This is a genomic window from Citrobacter sp. Cpo089 (assembly GCF_030332695.1).
Lineage (GTDB): Bacteria > Pseudomonadota > Gammaproteobacteria > Enterobacterales > Enterobacteriaceae > Citrobacter > Citrobacter portucalensis.
Window position 1 is genome coordinate 96490 of the sequence record NZ_JAOWHJ010000067.1, and the last position, 18005, is coordinate 114494.

The window sequence follows — 18005 nt, forward strand, 5'->3', positions numbered from 1 at the left end:
ATTTCGCTGAAAATAGCGCTGATTGCATTATTTATCTCTCCTTTTGATTAATGATCTGACCTCCTTAACTGGGTAAAATATCTGGGGATTAGGATGTCAGATGATATTTAGCTAACACGGAGTTGCCAGGAAGAATCATGATCGCTGAACTGTTTATGAATAATGCGTTTAATTTGACGGTAATTCTTAGCTGCTGTGCCGCGCTGGTCCTGATGAGCGTCTGGTATCATCGTGGAGAGCGTCGCTGCAAAGGATTCATATTTCATGCCGCACAATTTTTTGTTTATGCCATTATCATTGGGACGTTTGGCAGCATTGCTAATAACGTTATCGAAAGTTACAGCCTGAAATTTATCTCCCCCAGCGTGGTCGACTTTATCTGCACCTCGTTGATTGCGTTGATCCTGACCATCAAACTTTTTCTGGTGATTAATCAGTTTGAAAAGACGCAGATTAATAAAGGCAGAGATATCACCAGCGCGAGGATCCTGTCGCGTATCATCAAGATTACCATCGTGGTTGCCATCATTTTACTGTATGGCGAACACTTCGGTATGAGCTTATCCGGCCTGTTAACCTTTGGCGGTATTGGTGGTATCGCAGTGGGTATGGCGGGGAAAGATATTCTGAGCAACTTTTTCTCAGGCATTATGCTCTATTTCGACAGACCGTTTAGCATAGGCGATTGGATCCGCTCCCCGGACCGCAATATTGAAGGCACGGTGGCAGAAATTGGCTGGCGAATGACTAAAATAAACACCTTCGACCATCGTCCACTGTATGTGCCAAACTCGATTTTCTCCTCCATCAGCGTAGAAAACCCAGGGCGCATGACCAACCGGCGAATTAAAACGGTGATCGGGTTACGATATGAGGATGCCGATAAAGTCGGTGCCGTTGTCGAGTCGGTTAGAGAAATGCTGCAAAGCCATCCAGGAATAGACCAGAAACAAACTCTGTTGGTCTATTTTAATGAATTTGCCGATTCATCGTTGAATATCATGGTGTATTGCTTCACGAAAACCACCGTCTGGAAGGAATGGCTCGCGGTACAGCAAGACGTTTATTTAAAGATTATCACGATAGTCCAGGCAAACGGCGCCGACTTTGCGTTCCCCAGCCAGACGCTGTATATGGATAATCCTGAAACATCGCCATCGACACACTAACAAAAGAAAAGACGCGGAAATCCGCGTCTTTTTTGTACTTATTTCAATGAGGTAATATCAATTACAAAGCGGTATTTCACATCGCTTTTCAACATCCGCTGCCAGGCACGATTAATATCCTGAATATCGATCACCTCGACATCGGCGGTAATACCATGCTGACCGCAAAAATCCATCATCTCCTGCGTTTCGGCAATACCGCCGATAACTGAACCCGCCACAGACCTACGCCCAAGGATCAGGGGAACCGTATTCAGCAACGGATCCAACGCACCAAGATAACCAACCAACACCAGCGTACCGCTTAGCGCCAGGGTTGGGATATAAGGGTTCAGGTCATGAACGTAGGGCACAGTATCGATAATCAGATCAAACTGATTCGCTGTCGCTTTCATCTGTTCACTGTCAGTGGAAAGCACAACGTGACTGGCCCCCAAACGTCTGGCATCAGCTTCTTTGCCCAGTGAACGTGTAAACAGCGTAACTTCCGCGCCCAGCGCATTTGCAAGTTTTATTGCCATATGCCCGAGTCCACCCAGACCGACAACCGCGACTTTACTGCCCTCGCCTACCTGCCAGTGGCGCAGAGGCGACCATGTTGTGATCCCGGCGCAAAGCAGCGGCGCCGCACCGCGTAAATCGATCCCTTCAGGGACCTTCACCACAAACTTTTCGGTAACGACAATTTTGTCAGAATAGCCGCCGAAAGTGGGCAGACCGTCATGACGGTCGATATCGTTATACGTTAGCGTGTTACCTTCTTCGCAATACTGCTCTAGCCCCTGCTCGCAGGCGCTACAGTGTTGGCACGAATCAACCATGCAGCCGACCCCTGCGAGATCGCCCACTTTGAATTTTGTTACCGACTTACCAACATGCACCACGCGGCCAATGATCTCATGCCCTGGTACCATCGGATATTTAGCACCGCCCCAATCGTTGTAGGCGTTGTGAATATCCGAGTGGCATACACCGCTGTATAAAATATCGATAACCACATCATCTTCACGCGGATCGCGACGAACAAAATTATAGGGGACTAAATCTTCTTTCACCGCCAGAGCAGCATAACCCTTCACATTCATGACCATTGAGATCTCCTCAGGGATTAGGTGTTACCAGAACCAGCATAGTTCAGGGCAGCAGGTTGTACTCAGCATCGCTAACCGGTTCCAGCCATTCGTTCGACGCGCCAGGGGCCGGGATTTCCACGGCGATATGAGCAAACCAACTATCACGCGCAGCACCGTGCCAGTGTTTCATTCCCGCCGGAATGTGCACGACATCACCGGTTTTCAGCTCACGTGCCGGTTTATTCCACTCCTGATACCAACCTCTGCCACCGGTCACCAGCAATATCTGTCCGCCCTCATGATGAACATGCCAGAAGTTACGACAACCCGGTTCAAATGCGACATTGCCAATTACCACACCTTCCATGGAGAGCATGGTCAGATAGCTGTCGCCAGTGAAATACTTCGCATACGCTTCATTTTTCTCTCCACGCGGAAAGACGCTGTTACCATCAAATTGTTCGTTCATAGTCACTCCAGTATGGATAATGTCCGCGGAGTTCATGCCAGACATTCATCAAGAACCGTACGGGCATTTTCCCCAATCCCGGCTCCACAGTGCTGTTCGAGTATCGTAATAAACTCACTGAGTTGCTCAGGGAGGATCCCGATGTTAAGGCATATTGCAAAATGGCTTTTCAACTGGCTGTTAACGCCGCCCAGAACGGCCAGCGCCGAAACGGTCGCCCATTCACGGTCCTGCCAGTCAAGTACATCTCGCTGAAAAATATCGCCAAACAGATGTGCTTTAAGCCAGACATCAATAGCGGGTGCAAAGTCAAACAGCGGACCGCTTACAGGCTGTCCAACCAGTTGCGTCTGGGTTAGGCTCCCAGCCTGAACACTGTTCCAGTCTGCAGGTGGCGGCGTGGCCGTTCTACCTTCGTCGTCTGAAAGCCCTTTCTCGCTTCGACTTTTCACCACCGACATAAAGCAGGACAGACCGTTCAGGCTGCGAGGGAAACCGCAGTATGCGTAGAGCTGTAGCAGGATCTCTTTTACTTCACTGAGCGTGAGTCCCGCATCCAGTCCGGCGTTGAGCGCGACGTCCAGCTTTTCCATCTGTCCTGTGGCAGTGAATGCCACAATGGGGATGATTGCCTGTTGTCTGGCATCCAGTTGGTATTGCATATTCGACTCTCCAAAACGGTGGCAACATTGCACCACCGGGGGCTGAAAACAGTAAAATTATAGAGACTCGACGTGTCGGTGATTAGAGAGGAAAAGAAGGACAAACTTATGAGCTGTGCTCATCAATAATCAGTAGCAGGTACTCTTTATTTGCAGGTAGCTGATTGAAGACTTACGCCACAATCTCGATTAAATTGCCGTCAGGATCTTTTATCACCGCTTCGTAATAACCATCGCCAGTAGTACGCGGACCTGAGACTAATATCCCCTGTTCCTGCGCTTGCATTGCAATGACATCAACATTTTCATTGCCGCCAACAGAAATGGCGAGGTGTACCCATCCGCAACGATTATTGTCAGGTTGCTGCCCGATAAGACCCGGTTTGGTCATTAACTCAATCGCAATTTCCTCGCCAATTTTGACAAAATAAGATTCAAACCCAGGATTGGTTTTACTGCGGTATTTCTCGTTGATCTTGCCGTCAAAAAACGATATCCAGAAGCGAGCTTGCTGCTCGAGATCCTGTGTCCATAACGCCATATGCGCAATCTTCATAGCGAACCTCTTCCCATTGTATCCAGAATAGTACGGCCCCCTGTAAGGGATGTTGACATCGTTAATCATAATGCACGATCATGCACTCTATTGCTCGATGTTTATTTCACCTGGAGTATCTATGCTCGATTACGCCGCATTCCCGGAACAGCGTCAGGCGCTTATCTTTCAGATCCTGCAAGAAAACGGCAGGGTCATTTGTTCTGAACTCGCTAACCGATTAGGCGTTTCTGAACACACAATTCGTCGTGATTTGCATGAATTGAGCAAAGATGGCGTGTGTAAAAAAGTTTATGGTGGCGCGGTCATTACACTCCCTGAATCCGAAGACATCGACGTGCGCAAGAGTATTAATGTAGCCAAAAAGAGCAACATCGCGCAGAGATGTGCCAGGCTGGTCAAATCTGGAAGCTGTATTTTTATCGACACGGGTAGCACCAATCTGGCAATGGCAGAAGCTCTGCCCGCCGAACTGGCGTTAACCGTGGTGACAAATTCGCCGGAGATTGCCGCCGTTTTGCTAAAAAAACCGCTGTTTGAAGTCATTATGCTGGGTGGCGTGGTGCAGAGATCTTCAGGTGGGTGCGTGGGAGCTTCCGCCATCGCACAAGTGCAGGACATTTTATTCGATCAGGGATTTATTGGCGGCTGCGCGATGTCGCCTGAATCCGGCTTAACGGGATTTGATTATGCGGATTGTGAGTTCAAAAAAGCGGTGATAAAACAATGTAATGAAACCATCGTCGCGCTAACGGCTGAAAAAATCCCAGCCGTCGCCCGATATGTCGTGACCGAAAGCAGCAATATCGATGTGATTGTTGTAGAGGACAACATCAGCAAAGAGTACGCCACAGCGTTCCAGGCACATGACATTCGAATTTATACCGTCTAACCGCGGTAGGCTCGCTGAAAATTTACTGTGCTAAACGTCGCTCCTGGCGTCAGCGCGGTGATCGCTGACAGATAATCCAGACGGATTTTTTGCTGATTTTCAGATTGCTCCACTACCAGAAATTCTTCTTTTTCCACTGTGGTACACGTCGTCAGCGCTTTAGCATCAAAACATGTGCCATCTGTTAGTTCAATGTGCAACCAATAGTGGTACATGCAGGCGATTTCCAGATAATCATGAAGATCGCAATCTATCGGGTGATACTCTTCGGTCGTTTTCATCACGCTATCTTCCCCAACGTCTTGTATATTCGGGAAATCGCCAACGCAACTTCCCGAACTTTCCAGCTATTTCAACGCTTCAATGGGAGCGCCGAAATTAATATGCAGCACATTGCCGTCAATCACCAGCGCCGGAACAGATTTCACGCCAGCCACTTCAGCCTCAGCAACCCGATCAGGTTGCTCTCCCAGATGAACCACATCGATTTCAACATCCGCAGACAAATGCTGCAGAAGTGTCTGTTCTGCGGAAACACAAACCGGGCAACCTGCATGATAGAAACGAGCTTTAGTCATGATACATCTCCTTTGAATTATAGTATCGATTCGACACTATAATTCATGCTACGCTGCTTTTATCCTTTGTCAATATAGTTTTTAATCGATACTATATGCCGAGGAGGATTTGTTATGCCCGACATGTCACTTTTCGACGTACTTGACCGGCTGTCCAGCCTGACAAGGATGTGGTTTCGCCAGCACCCTTTACTGGCGGATCTCCAGCCAGTACAACTTAGCGCGTTAATGTATCTGGCCCGTTGCAACCGTTATTCCAATACGCCGCTTGGCGTGACAGACTACCTTGGTCTCACCAAAGGTACCGTGTCACAATCGCTGAAGCTTTTGGAAAACAAAGGGTTGATTGTTCGCAAGCCGGATGACCGTGATAAACGTAGCGTCCATCTACACTTAAGTGAGTCGGCCAATACCTTACTTGAAGCCCTGCTGCCCCCCACGTTTTTAGTGGAGGGTGAATCGGCAATGGGTGAACGGGCGATCGTGCTCAGAGAGCTGCTGTTAGAACTGTTACGCGGGATCCAGAGGACCAACAATGTGCCTGGCTTTGGTCTTTGCCATAGCTGTCGGTTCCACCAAAAAATTGATGGTCAGGGATTTTGTAATCTGACGAAAGAGAGATTGAGTGAAGAAGATTCATTGCTGATTTGCCGGGAGCATCAGCCGCCGGAAACATAAAATGGCTGATGCAAAATCACACCAGCCATTATCTCTGTTAGTGCTTAACGATATACATTGTGCGGCTATAGGCCACATCTTCAGGGTTAGTAATCGGATACCCTTTCAGCCACGGTTTAATTAAACGCCCGTTGGTATACTGATAAATCGGCGCAATAGGTGCCTGTTCCATCAGAATTTTCTCCGCGGCGTTATAATCGGCATTGCGCGCTTTCTCTGTATTCTCCAGAGTTGCCTGGGTCAACACTTTGTCGTACGCCGGATCATTAAAGCGGGAGATATTGCCCGTATGAGTCGATGTTAATAGCGACAAGAACGTAGAAGGCTCATTGTAGTCACCCACCCATGAGGCGCGGATCACATCAAAATTACCGGTATTACGGCTGTCGATATACGTTTTCCATTCCTGGTTCTGCAGTTTTACGTCAACACCGAGGTTCTTCTTCCACATAGAAGCCACTGCGATAGCAATCTTCTGATGATTTTCTGAGGTGTTGTACAGCAGCGTCAGTTTAAGCGGTTTCTGCGGGCCATAGCCCGCCGCGCGCAGCAGCGTTTTCGCCTGCGCGTTCAGCTCTTCCTGACTCATTTGCTCAAACGGTGAAGGTTCCGGCACAAATCCTGCCGTTACATCCGGCGTAAAATGCCATGCTGGTTTCTCACCGGTACCCAAAACTTTCTCCGCCATCAGACGACGATCGATAGTCATGCTGAGCGCCAGGCGCACGCGTGAGTCGGCAGTCGGTCCCTTCTGGGTATTGAAGGCATAATAATAAGTACCAAGCTGCGGCGGGGTGTAAACCTGACCCGGGATATCCTTCAACAGTTTCTGGTACATATTTTTCGGGAAGGACTCGGTAATATCAATATCACCAGCAAGATAGCGCTTGGTCGCAGCTGATTCCTGGTTGATCGGCAGGAAGGTGACTTTTTGCAGCACTGTTTTGGCGTTGTCCCAATAATGCGTGTTCGGCACCACTTCCAGTTTTTCGTTTACGACGCGATCTTTGAGCACATAGGCGCCGTTACCAATCAGATTGCCTGGTTTGGTCCACTCTTTGCCGCTCTCAACGTTGGCTTTTTGTACCGGATAGAATGCAAAACTCGCCGTCAGATTGGCAAACCAGGGCAGCGGTTTATCCAGTTGAACTTTCAAGGTCCGTGCATCGACAGCACTAACGCCAAGTTTATCGGGTGTGGCTTTGCCATCGATAATAGCCTGAGCATTATTAATACCCGCCAGCGCAGCAAACCAGGCAAACGGCGACAGCGTTTTTGGATCAACCAGACGCTGCCAGCTATAGACAAAATCCTGCGCCGTTACTGGCGTACCATCCGCCCATCGCGCATTGTCGCGCAGCGTAAACGTCCAGATGCGGTTATCGTTACTCTTCCACTGGGTAGCGACGCCAGGCACGATCTCACCCTTCTCATTCTGGTTGACCAGCCCTTCAAATAGATCACGAATCACCTGTATTTCAGGCAGCCCAACGGCTTTTGCCGGATCAAGCGACGCCGGTTCGTCTTTTATATGACGCACCAGTTCTTGTTTCTCTGCCAGTACCGTTCCGCTGGGAACATCAGCAGCCCAGGATAAAGAAATGCTGCTAACCAACAACGCACAACAGGTTACTGAAACAGAATGCTGCATAAGGTACCCTCAATTCCGGCTACTAAGTGAATGTGTAATTATTTGTATCGCCAGCAGGAAATGCAATTAACTTCCGACAAGAAAGTGATATTACACCTGAAAAGATAAGTGTGTGAAAACGATTTGATTATCCATACATTTTGCACAACACTGCGAGTAACAATCCAAGCATTCAGAGATGACTATGACCGTTACCCGTCCCCGTGCCGAGCGCGGCGCATTCCCACCTGGAACCGAACATTACGGACGCTCCTTGTTAGGCGCACCGCTAATCTGGTTTCCTGCACTGGCAGCCGATCGTGAAAGCGGCCTGATACTGGCGGGAACGCACGGCGACGAAAACTCCTCGGTCGTTACCCTTTCCTGCGCATTGCGTACGCTTAACCCTTCCCTGCGTCGCCACCATGTGGTGCTGGCCGTAAACCCTGACGGTTGCCAGCTTGGGCTGCGCGCAAATGCGAACGGCGTCGATCTGAACCGTAATTTTCCCGCCGCAAACTGGAGAGCGGGCGAAACGGTGTATCGCTGGAACAGTAGTGCAGAAGAGCGTGATGTGGTGTTGTTGACCGGCGAAAGTCCGGGTTCGGAACCAGAAACCCAGGCGTTGTGTCAGCTTATTCACCGAATTCATCCCGCCTGGGTAGTCTCTTTCCACGATCCACTGGCCTGTATTGAAGATCCCAGAAGCAGCGAGCTGGGCTCGTGGCTGGCACAGTCGTTTGAATTGCCTCTGGTCACCAGCGTAGGTTATGAAACGCCCGGCTCTTTTGGGAGCTGGTGCGCAGATCTGAATTTACACTGCATAACCGCCGAATTTCCGCCCATTTCATCGGATGAAGCGAGCGAAAAATACCTGCTGGCCATGTCCAATCTGCTGCGCTGGCACCCTAGAGATGGAGCTGCCCGGTCGTAAAATGCAGGGCTGGCTCCGCATCGCTGGCCAGCCAGGTCGGGCCATCAAGATCGGCAAAGTTAACCTGCGGCGTAAGCGGCAACGCCGCACCGATCGCCCGGGAGGTACACAGCATGCAGCCCAGCATCAGCGCAAATCCCTGCTCGCGGGCTTCCGTTGCCAGCGCCAGTGCTTCCGTCAGACCGCCTGTTTTGTCCAGTTTGATATTGACCATTTCATAGCGTCCGTGCAGCGCTTTCAGGCTACTGCGAGTGTGGCAACTTTCATCTGCGCAGATGGGCAGCGGATGCACAAAATTCTCCAGCGCGGCATCATCCTGAGCCGGCAGCGGCTGCTCCAGCATCGCCACCCCTAAATCAGCCAACAGCTGACAGCGTGCCGCAAGGCCTTCTGCCCGCCAGGATTCGTTGGCGTCGACAATAATCGTGGCGTCAGGAACAGCCGCACGAATGGCAACCATCCGCTCACTAATCAAGCGAGCATCCAGTTTAACTTTCAGCAGTCTCGCACCATTTCCCCACAGCGCAGCCGCGCTCGCGGCCATTTGTTCCGGCGAGCCAATCACCACGGTTTGCGCCGTCGTCACCACTTCCGCCAGTTCACTTCCCACCAATTCTGCCAGCGACGTCTGCTGTTGACGCGCACTCAGATCCCACAACGCACAATCTACGGCATTTCGCGCAGCCCCTGCTGGCAGCAGCTTTTGCAGCTCTTCACGCGTTAGTCCGTTTTCCAGTTGTGGCGCAATGCTCATAATTTGCGCCAGGACAGAGGCATCGCTTTCACCGTAGCGCGGGTACGGTGTGCACTCGCCAATACCTGTGACGCCATTTTCTGTCAATTCGACGACAACCACATGCGCTTCGGTCCTGCTCCCACGGGCGATGACAAAGGGAGTGTGCAGCGGCCAGGCTTCCTCATATACCTTAACTGTTCTCATTTGTTTTCCTTAATGCAGTCCCTGAAGCGGATATCCGCAAATAGCGTTTGCCGTGTTAACTGTTGATGGCATAAACTAGCCTCGACGTTAACTATATGTAAACAGGAAGATAACCATGTCACAAACCGTTCATTTCCAGGGCAACCCGGTTGCAGTTGCCGGCTCCATTCCTCAGGCTGGAAGCAAAGCTCAGGCTTTTACCCTTGTGGCTAAAGACCTGTCTGACGTTACGCTGGGCCAGTTTGCAGGCAAGCGCAAAGTGCTGAATATTTTCCCAAGCATCGATACTGGCGTTTGCGCGGCATCGGTACGTAAGTTTAACCAACTGGCGACAGAAATCGACAATACCGTCGTACTGTGTATTTCGGCCGACCTGCCATTCGCCCACTCTCGTTTTTGCGGCGCGGAAGGTCTGAGCAACGTTATCACGCTGTCCACCCTGCGCAACGCAGAATTCCTGAAAAACTACGGTGTTGAAATCGCTGAAGGCCCGCTGAAAGGTCTGGCCGCACGTGCCGTAGTTGTTATCGATGAAAATGACAACGTCGTCTTCAGCCAACTGGTCAATGAAATCACCAACGAACCAGACTACACAGCGGCGCTGGACGTACTGAAAGCGTAAGCTGCGTTTGCATACAAAAATGCCTCCACATGGAGGCATTTTCATTTACGGCATTACTCTTCGCTTTTTTTCTGTTGGCTCAGGCCGTACTCGCGCAATTTATTGGCAATCGCGGTATGCGAAACGCCGAGGCGTTTGGCCAGCTTGCGCGTGCTGGGATAATTCATATACAGCTGCGTCAGCACGGAGCGTTCAAAGCGGCTGGTAATTTCATCCAGCGACCCTTCCATTACCTCTTCTCCGACCGCAACCGTTGCCGCATCATAATCCGGCAGCAAAATATCCTGTGGCCGCAGTTCATAGCCTTCAAGCTGGGTCAGCGCCCGGTAGATAGCATTTTTAAGCTGACGCACGTTGCCCGGCCAACCGTAACGGGTTAACACCGTGCTGAGATCGGCGGACAGCTTCGGACGCGGCACGCCCTGCTCATCGGCAAAACGCGCCACGAACAGTTCGGTGAGCGGCATAATATCTTGTGGGCAATCGCGCAGCGGCGGCAGGTTTAACGTCAGTACATTCAGACGATAATAGAGGTCTTCACGGAAAAGTCCTTTCTGCACCAGCTCCACAAGGTTCTTTTGCGTGGCGCAAATCACACGGACATCAACATGAACTTCGTGATCTTCTCCCACGCGACGGAACGTACCGTCATTGAGAAAACGCAGCAATTTGGTCTGCATACGCGGCGACATTTCGCCAATTTCATCTAACAGAACCGAACCGCCATTCGCCTGCTCAAAGAACCCTTTTTTACCTTCCGGCGCATGGCCAAACAGCTCGCTTTCAACCGCATCTTCAGGGATTGACGCACAGTTCAGCGCCAGATACGGTTTCGACGCACGCGGGCTTGCCAGATGGCAGGCATGAGCAAAGAGATCTTTGCCGGTGCCGGTATTACCAGTAATCAGTAGCGGCGCGCTCAGCGTCGCCAGCTTGCGCGCTTGCTCTACGACGTGTTTCATTTTGGTGCTGACGGCAATAATCTGGCTAAACGCACTGAGATCCTGCGTTGTCATATTTTGCAGCTGACGTCCCATTCGGATGGTGGAGCGCAACATCACCACCGCGCCGGTCAACATCTGCTCCTGATTTTCACCCTGCAAATGGACGGGCGTAATTTCCATCAGGAAATTCTGCCCGTTAATCACGACATGTTCGCTATGGGAATCCTGCGGATTGCTTTCCAGCCAGCGCTGGAAGTTAAACCCATTGATTAACTGGGCTGCGGTATGGTTGCGCATCCGCTCCTGGGTGTGCGCAAAAAGTTGACAGCTCGCAGGGTTCGCCATCTCAACTTTGCTTTTCATATCAAGAGAAAGGACCGGCTCTGGCAACGCTTCAAGCAGCGCACTTAGTGCCAGATGTTCACGTTCGGAAGGCATCCATGGCACGGTACGCACATCCGTAACCCCTGAAATACGGCGAATTTCAGCCATCAGGCTGCTGAAGTTGGTGAACTCCAGCTCCGCAAAATTAAGGTAAATCCGCCCGATGGGGTCAATTTCGATGCCGCGTAAATCAATGCTTCTCAGCACCAGTAAATCGAGCAATTCGCGGGTCAGACCAAGACGGTCTTCACAAAAGACTTCCAAACGCATAGGAACCTTCATCAGGACAAGGGATTATGTAGTAAATGATAAGACAGTATTTGGTTCGCAGGAAGAACTCTGTCAACAAATATTGACAGCGCGCTGGAAAATTGGGCGCCGGGGCGTAAAGTTATACGATCGGCGCCTGTTTTTTAGCTAACTTTCGCGCGGAGATTTGTTTTTTTGTAAGGTCTCTTTCACCTGACCAATCAGTTGACGGCGAAAATCGCCCAGTCGTGGCTTATCATCATCGATCCACGGCAGCGGTCGGCAAAGTTCCATAGCTTTAATGCCCAGACGCGCCGTTAACAACCCCGCGCCAATGCCCTGTGCGGCACGCGTTGATAAGCGGGCGGCTAAATCCTGCGACATCCAGTCCATCCCTACTTCCCGCACCAGCTCACTGGCCCCGGCAAAAGCGATATTCAGCAGCACCAGGCGGAACAGACGCAGACGGCTGTAATAACCAAGTTCAATGCCATACAGCGATGCAATGCGATTAATCAGCCGTAGATTTCGCCAGGCGATAAACGCCATATCCACCAGCGCCAATGGGCTGACGGCAATCATCAGCGTGGACTCTGCCGCAGAACGGCTAATCTCACGCCGGGCTTGCGCATCCAGTACCGGCTGCACAAGATGGGCATACAGACTGACCACCTCGCGATCGTTCTGCGTTTCATGAATTGAGGCATACCAACGCTGCAATGCTGGATGCGACTGATCGATACCCGCCTGCTGCGCCAGTTTTTCACAAAATGCACGACCTTTTCCGGTTCCATGGCTGTGGAGCAAGTCTCGCGCTTCATCACGTTCGTGCGCGCGCTGACGCAATCGCCACAATCTGCGCCACTCGGTCGCCACCGATCCGACACCTGCGCCGATAATCAATGCGCCTGCGGCACATCCTCCCAGCGCGACCCAGTCCTGAGTCTGCCAGGCGTTCATGGTCCACTGCACACCCTGAGCAACAACGCTCACGCCAAACAGCGCCAGCCCGCCCATCACCATCTTGCGCCACAGACTGCGTTTGGGGCGTAAGGCCGCATCAATGACGGCCTCCGCCTGACCTTCGTCTTCCAGGGGTTCATCCACTTTCGCCGGAGAAAAAGTCTGCGCCTCCGTTTCGTTGAACATTTGTTGTGCTTTAAACGCCGTGTTTTGTTCCACGTCCAGCGGACCTGAGAAATCGATACGCGGTTTTAACGGCTCGCTCATCGCAATTTATCTCCTATTAAAAACTCCAGCGCGGCATCGAGGCGGATATGTGGTAAGGGTTTATCGACATCCATAACCTGCGGGCGAAACGCCTCAAACTGAAAGCCCTGGCTGTCCCAAAATGCCTGCCCAGGTAAACGCGCGGGCACTTCCCCCGGATAGACTGTCAGCGGTTCGCCATCGCTCAGACGATTACCACGCAACGCCGGGATCTTTTCACCTTTCACATCGATCAAGCCGCTGGTGGTTGCCTGCACAGATGCCAGCCCCAGACAATCCATGCTGATACCTTCGAACGCAGCGTTTTGCCATGCGTCCTGGATCAGCTGCTGCAATAACGACACCATATTGGCGTGCTGATCCACCGTGACGTGGTCGGCTTTGGTGGCGGCAAACAGCAGCTTGTCGATCACTGGAGAAAATAGCCGACGAAACAGCGTACGCTGCCCATAATGGAAGCTTTGCATCAACTGAGTAAGCGCCAGGCGCATGTCGTTGAACGCCTGTGGCCCGCTGTTGAGCGGCTGCAGGCAATCGACCAGCACAATCTGGCGGTCAAAGCGCAGGAAGTGATTCTTATAAAACCCTTTGACGACCTTTTCGCAGTAATAATTGAATCTTTCGCGCAACATGCCCGCGTTGGTGTGTTTGTCAGCCTGCGCCAGCTTTGATTCCCCCCAGGCATCGACATCCGGCCACGGGAAGAATTGCAGCGCAGGCGCGCCCGCCATATCCCCGGGCAGGACAAAACGGCCCGGTTGAATAAAATGTAGGCCCTGCTGTTTACACTGATGCAGATACTCCGTCCAGGCGGCAGCAATTTCCGCCAGACGGTTTTCATCAGCAGGCGCCAACGGATCCAGCCCCTGGCATAACTGCCGCCATTTTGCCGACCATTCGCCCCGCAGCCCCTGCAATAATCCGGTCATTTGCCGCGACCAGCTCAGATAATCCTGGGCAAGCATCGGTAAATCGAGCAGCCACTCCCCCGGATAATCGACGATCTCCAGGTACAGCGTGGAGGTGTCTTTAAAGTGGCGCAGTAAAGAGTCATTGGATTTATAGCGTAGCGCCAGACGTATTTCACTCACGCCGCGCGTAGGGGTCGGCCAGGTCGGCGGAGAGCCGTACAGCTGAGCCAGTCCCTCATTATAGGTAAAGCGCGGAATGCCAAAATCGCGTTGAGGAACCCGTTTCACGCCGAGCAAACGCTCTTCGCGCACGCAGCTGAGCAACGGCAGACGTGCACCGGCATGAATATTGAGTAACTGATTTACCATCGCGGTGATAAACGCCGTCTTACCGCTGCGGCTAAGTCCGGTAACAGCCAGGCGTAAATGCCGGTCTACCCCGCGATTAACCAGCGAATTGAGTTCATTTTTAAGTCGCTTCATCGCCATCCCGTTTTGCTGAAGGAACCGAAGAAATTATAACAAACAGGAAGTAAAGATAGGGGTCAATTCTTACTTATCAACTACCTGGGCGGTTCCTGGCGGCATTATTCTTACCGCCAAGAGCAGAAGAACTGCGTACGGCTTATTTATTCTCTACTTTAGGAAGCGAGATCTGGTTGATGCCACCTTCATTCGTCACCTGCGTATAGCCCATTTCAGTCAACATATCCTTCGCTTGTCCCGATTGACGCCCGGAGTTGCAGTACAGCTTCACAGTGTCGTTCTTATCAGGAACTTCAGCTGCAATACGTGCCTTCATCTCTTTTAACGGAATATTGACGGCCCCCTGAATATGCTGCTGTTGATACTGTTCAGGAATGCGAACATCGATCCAATGTTCCGCAGCATAAACCGGCATGCCGATGACCAGAGCCAACGCTAATACACCTTTTTTCAACATAATATCTTCCTGACTGATAGTTGGATTTACCTCTACACTATACGCCAGTTCTTAAGAAAATATTGCGACCGCATTATCACCGTCTGCAGGCGCGGACGATTGTCACTCAGGTTACCCATGCTGCAGTTAGCCTGTTGATTTTTCTACCCGCATTTGACGTTCCTTCCCAACAATTAGGTGAGCCAATCTGTAATTTATTATTTAATCTGATTGCAGGTGAGAAAGGATTACAGAATATCACTATAGGAACACAAATATTGCTGACCGACTTCCTGATATAAAACCTGGGTATTAATGCCCTGCGAAATAGATTTTTTAGTTCACCTTCAATACCCGTGGTAACGACCCAAAAGAATTTTGACAGCCCCAAAATTATATTTGTGAGCTGCCGCAAATTAACTGAGGGAATGTTGATTAATTGTTGCTTGCTTTTGCTGATTCAAATATCAGGGTTGATTACCTGAATAACGTTTCGACAATTTTGCCGCAGCCCGACTCAACACCGGTTCCAGAACCAACGCCAGCAGCATTTTTAGCGGGCGTCTGGCGACGGACTTCACCGCCCACCCTGCTACACCCGCCGGGCCGTAGCGCAGTGCGGTCAGAAGCACCAGCTTACCTGCTATTTTAAAGCCCGGCTTAACCCTTTGCCCGGCACGTTGCCAGCGATTGTTCATTTCTATCCTCACAATTGACGGAAGCGACTACGTAAGGAAAAAGTATCGGACGTCACATAACGCTCCATTTCACGTAAACGCTTTTCACTAGCCGCCAGCTCGCGATCGACGGCATCCAACAGCTCACCGCTTGATGGCTGCTGCTCGCCGGAAACCACATTGTCCGGCATCGGATCCAACACAAAGGTCAGCACGATGTAAGCGACGAAGGTGAAAAAGGCCAGGCCAAAAAAGACTGACAACACCACCAGGATCCGTACCAGCTTCACAGGCACATCGAGATAATGCGCAATCCCAGCGCAACCCCCCTTTACCATGCCCTGCTGCGGAATACGCCACAGTTTTTTGTTCAGGTTAACGCCTCCCATTAGCGGTCCCTCCAGTTTGGGTGTTCAGCATCAAGGATGTCTTCCAGCGCCTGAATGCGCTCGCGCATCCGCTGTGCGTCATCGTTGAGTTCGACCAGACGTTGCTGTTCACTTTGCGACAGTTCGCCACGGCTGGAACGGTTGCTGTAATGCAGCCAGAGCCAAATCGGTAAAACGAACAACACAAAGATGGTTAACGGGATGGCCAGAAATAGCGCGCTCATGAGTACTCCTTACAGGTGATGAGCGGCGGCGCGTTCGGGCGCCGCCAGATGTTATTATTGCTTGTCTTGCTGCATTTTGGCTTTAAGTTGCGCCAGCTGCTCGCTGATTTCATCATCTGCTTTCAGGTCAGCAAATTGCTGATCCAGAGACTTCTGTTTACCGAAGTTATGGCTTTCAGCCTCGGCTTCCATCTGATCGATACGACGCTCGAAAGATTCAAAGCGCGCCATCGCTTCATCGAGTTTACCGCTGTCCAGTTGACGACGAACATCACGCGAAGAACTCGCTGCCTGATGACGCAGCATCAACGCCTGCTGACGAGCACGGGTTTCACTGAGTTTATTTTCCAGCTCACCGATCTCTTTTTTCATACGCGCCAGCGTATCGTCAACCAGCGTCACCTCATGATCCAGAGAGGCAATTAAATCGGTCAGTTTCTGCTTTTCAATTAACGCAGAACGCGCCAAATCTTCTTTCTCTTTACGCAGCGCAAGTTCTGCTTTTTCCTGCCACTCTGCCTGTTGGGCACTGGCCTGTTCGATACGGCGAGATAATTGTTTCTTTTCTGCCAGCGCACGCGCTGAGTTAGAACGTACCTCAACCAGCGTGTCTTCCATTTCCTGGATCATTAACCGCACCAGTTTCTGCGGATCTTCAGCCTTTTCCAGCAACGCATTAATGTTGGCGTTCACGATGTCGGCAAAACGAGAAAAAATACCCATAATGTAATCCTCACTTACTGTTCTGATATCGGGCTATGCCCTGCTGTTTCCATAATGCACTTGGCGTGCCAACTTTTTATATGATTGATTTTATTGTAATTATATAATTTTACCTGCCAGGCTAATTAGCGTAAATTGGTGAATAACACTAACAAATGGTGAATTTCATCATGGCTGGATACAAAGATAATCTTCTGGGTGAAGCGGACAGCTTTATTGAAGTGCTGGAGCAGGTTTCTCATCTGGCACCGCTGGATAAACCTGTACTGGTTATAGGTGAGCGCGGGACCGGGAAAGAACTTATTGCCAACCGCCTGCACTACCTCTCCACCCGCTGGCAAGGCCCGTTTATTTCGCTTAACTGCGCGGCGCTAAACGAAAATTTGCTTGATTCCGAACTGTTTGGTCACGAAGCGGGCGCCTTTACCGGCGCGCAAAAACGCCATCCGGGACGTTTCGAACGCGCCGACGGCGGTACGCTGTTTCTCGATGAACTGGCAACCGCCCCGATGTTGGTACAGGAAAAATTACTGCGCGTTATCGAATATGGCGAGCTTGAGCGCGTAGGTGGTAGCCAACCATTACAGGTTAACGTACGACTTGTTTGTGCAACCAATGCCGACTTACCTCGCATGGTTAGCGAAGGCACTTTCCGCGCGGACCTGCTGGATCGCCTGGCCTTTGACGTGGTGCAACTCCCACCGTTACGCGAGCGTCAAAGTGACATTATGTTAATGGCCGAACATTTTGCCATTCAGATGTGCCGCGAGATCGGGTTACCTCTGTTTCCGGGTTTTAGTGCCGAGGCCAGAGAAACGCTTCTCCACTACCGTTGGCCGGGCAATATTCGTGAACTGAAAAACGTCGTGGAGCGATCCGTTTACCGGCATGGAACCAGTGATTACCCGCTGGATGAGATAATCATTGACCCCTTCCGCCGCCACACTACGCAGCCGCAGGCGCCGGAAACTAAACCGATGTCTGTAGGGTTACCGCTGGATCTGCGTGAATTCCAGCAGCAGCAAGAGAAAGACTTTCTACAAACCAGCTTACAGCAGGCAAAATTTAACCAGAAAAAAGCCGCTGAATTACTGGGTCTGACTTACCATCAGCTTCGCGCTTTGCTGAAAAAACACCAGATTTAAAGCA

Annotated in this window: 22 protein-coding genes; 6 read left to right on the forward strand and 16 right to left on the reverse strand. The window is 51.0% G+C overall.

The window, feature by feature from the left end; genetic code table 11:
- The first annotated feature begins 137 nt into the window (after positions 1-137).
- On the forward strand, positions 138-1169 hold the full coding sequence (locus tag OGX92_RS16230) for a mechanosensitive ion channel family protein (RefSeq protein ID WP_063940805.1): 1032 nt from the start codon (positions 138-140) through the stop codon (positions 1167-1169).
- Between the two features lie 38 nt (positions 1170-1207).
- On the opposite strand, the gene OGX92_RS16235 is transcribed toward OGX92_RS16230, so the two are convergent.
- The 4 genes from OGX92_RS16235 to OGX92_RS16250 all read right to left on the reverse strand — a co-directional run bounded on the left by OGX92_RS16235 (position 1208) and on the right by OGX92_RS16250 (position 3929).
- Positions 1208-2260 (reverse strand): NAD(P)-dependent alcohol dehydrogenase, encoded by a 1053-nt coding sequence (locus OGX92_RS16235; RefSeq protein WP_286586823.1) that lies wholly within the window; start codon positions 2258-2260, stop codon positions 1208-1210.
- 43 nt (positions 2261-2303) lie between these two features.
- Positions 2304-2711 carry a cupin domain-containing protein gene (locus tag OGX92_RS16240; protein WP_020996378.1) on the reverse strand — a complete coding sequence of 136 codons (408 nt, stop codon included), beginning with the start codon at positions 2709-2711 and terminating at the stop codon, positions 2304-2306.
- Between the two features lie 32 nt (positions 2712-2743).
- Entirely contained in the window at positions 2744-3373 is a 630-nt protein-coding gene (locus OGX92_RS16245) for a carboxymuconolactone decarboxylase family protein (RefSeq protein ID WP_063940807.1), read from the reverse strand.
- A gap of 172 nt (positions 3374-3545) precedes the next feature.
- Positions 3546-3929: a VOC family protein gene (locus tag OGX92_RS16250; RefSeq protein WP_286586825.1), complete on the reverse strand. Its 384-nt coding sequence runs from the start codon at positions 3927-3929 to the stop codon at positions 3546-3548.
- A gap of 121 nt (positions 3930-4050) precedes the next feature.
- On the opposite strand from OGX92_RS16250, the gene OGX92_RS16255 reads away from it, so the two are divergent.
- The gene (locus OGX92_RS16255; RefSeq protein WP_008784903.1) at positions 4051-4821 is read left to right on the forward strand and encodes a DeoR/GlpR family DNA-binding transcription regulator; all 771 of its coding nucleotides are present in this window, start codon (positions 4051-4053) and stop codon (positions 4819-4821) included.
- Here the strand turns inward: OGX92_RS16255 and OGX92_RS16260 are convergent.
- Positions 4818-5102, reverse strand: coding sequence for a Rho-binding antiterminator (locus tag OGX92_RS16260; protein WP_003833248.1), 285 nt, complete (start codon positions 5100-5102; stop codon positions 4818-4820). The genes OGX92_RS16255 and OGX92_RS16260 overlap by 4 nt on opposite strands.
- A 66-nt stretch (positions 5103-5168) precedes the next feature.
- Positions 5169-5399, reverse strand: a complete 231-nt coding sequence (locus OGX92_RS16265) for a glutaredoxin family protein (RefSeq protein ID WP_008784905.1) — start codon at positions 5397-5399, stop codon at positions 5169-5171.
- 114 nt (positions 5400-5513) lie between these two features.
- Here OGX92_RS16265 and OGX92_RS16270 point away from each other — a divergent pair, with 114 nt between their 5' ends.
- Entirely contained in the window at positions 5514-6077 is a 564-nt protein-coding gene (locus tag OGX92_RS16270) for a MarR family winged helix-turn-helix transcriptional regulator (RefSeq protein WP_003833252.1), read from the forward strand.
- Between the two features lie 37 nt (positions 6078-6114).
- Here the strand turns inward: OGX92_RS16270 and mppA are convergent, their stop codons facing one another.
- Entirely contained in the window at positions 6115-7728 is a 1614-nt protein-coding gene (gene mppA, locus OGX92_RS16275; protein ID WP_003833254.1) for a murein tripeptide ABC transporter substrate-binding protein MppA, read from the reverse strand.
- Between the two features lie 184 nt (positions 7729-7912).
- On the opposite strand from mppA, the gene mpaA reads away from it, so the two are divergent.
- Entirely contained in the window at positions 7913-8641 is a 729-nt protein-coding gene (gene mpaA / locus OGX92_RS16280) for a murein tripeptide amidase MpaA (RefSeq protein ID WP_003833255.1), read from the forward strand.
- On the opposite strand, the gene ycjG is transcribed toward mpaA, so the two are convergent.
- Complete coding sequence (gene ycjG / locus OGX92_RS16285; protein ID WP_126317911.1) at positions 8616-9581, reverse strand: L-Ala-D/L-Glu epimerase; 966 nt, start codon at positions 9579-9581, stop codon at positions 8616-8618. The genes mpaA and ycjG overlap by 26 nt on opposite strands.
- Before the next feature lie 115 nt (positions 9582-9696).
- On the opposite strand from ycjG, the gene tpx reads away from it, so the two are divergent.
- Complete coding sequence (gene tpx, locus OGX92_RS16290) at positions 9697-10203, forward strand: thiol peroxidase (protein ID WP_003020437.1); 507 nt, start codon at positions 9697-9699, stop codon at positions 10201-10203.
- Positions 10204-10256: 53 nt separating this feature from the next.
- Here tpx and tyrR read toward each other — a convergent pair whose 3' ends face one another.
- The 8 genes from tyrR to pspA form a co-directional block, all read right to left on the reverse strand.
- Positions 10257-11801 carry a transcriptional regulator TyrR gene (gene tyrR / locus OGX92_RS16295; RefSeq protein ID WP_003833259.1) on the reverse strand — a complete coding sequence of 515 codons (1545 nt, stop codon included), beginning with the start codon at positions 11799-11801 and terminating at the stop codon, positions 10257-10259.
- Positions 11802-11948: 147 nt separating this feature from the next.
- Positions 11949-13010, reverse strand: coding sequence for a YcjF family protein (locus OGX92_RS16300; RefSeq protein WP_032943592.1), 1062 nt, complete (start codon positions 13008-13010; stop codon positions 11949-11951).
- Positions 13007-14404: a YcjX family GTP-binding protein gene (locus OGX92_RS16305; protein WP_286586827.1), complete on the reverse strand. Its 1398-nt coding sequence runs from the start codon at positions 14402-14404 to the stop codon at positions 13007-13009. The genes OGX92_RS16300 and OGX92_RS16305 overlap by 4 nt, the downstream gene beginning before the upstream one ends.
- Positions 14405-14546: 142 nt before the next feature.
- Positions 14547-14864: a thiosulfate sulfurtransferase PspE gene (gene pspE / locus OGX92_RS16310; RefSeq protein WP_004201265.1), complete on the reverse strand. Its 318-nt coding sequence runs from the start codon at positions 14862-14864 to the stop codon at positions 14547-14549.
- A gap of 446 nt (positions 14865-15310) precedes the next feature.
- Positions 15311-15541: a phage shock protein PspD gene (pspD, locus tag OGX92_RS16315; protein WP_003833267.1), complete on the reverse strand. Its 231-nt coding sequence runs from the start codon at positions 15539-15541 to the stop codon at positions 15311-15313.
- Positions 15542-15549: 8 nt separating this feature from the next.
- Positions 15550-15909 (reverse strand): envelope stress response membrane protein PspC, encoded by a 360-nt coding sequence (pspC, locus tag OGX92_RS16320; RefSeq protein WP_286586828.1) that lies wholly within the window; start codon positions 15907-15909, stop codon positions 15550-15552.
- Complete coding sequence (pspB, locus tag OGX92_RS16325) at positions 15909-16133, reverse strand: envelope stress response membrane protein PspB (protein ID WP_003020509.1); 225 nt, start codon at positions 16131-16133, stop codon at positions 15909-15911. Before pspB ends, pspC begins: the two co-directional genes overlap by 1 nt.
- A 54-nt stretch (positions 16134-16187) precedes the next feature.
- Positions 16188-16856 (reverse strand): phage shock protein PspA, encoded by a 669-nt coding sequence (gene pspA / locus OGX92_RS16330; RefSeq protein WP_096890255.1) that lies wholly within the window; start codon positions 16854-16856, stop codon positions 16188-16190.
- A 155-nt stretch (positions 16857-17011) separates the two neighbouring features.
- On the opposite strand from pspA, the gene pspF reads away from it, so the two are divergent.
- Positions 17012-18001, forward strand: coding sequence for a phage shock protein operon transcriptional activator (gene pspF / locus OGX92_RS16335; RefSeq protein WP_286586830.1), 990 nt, complete (start codon positions 17012-17014; stop codon positions 17999-18001).
- The last annotated feature ends 4 nt before the right edge of the window (positions 18002-18005 follow it).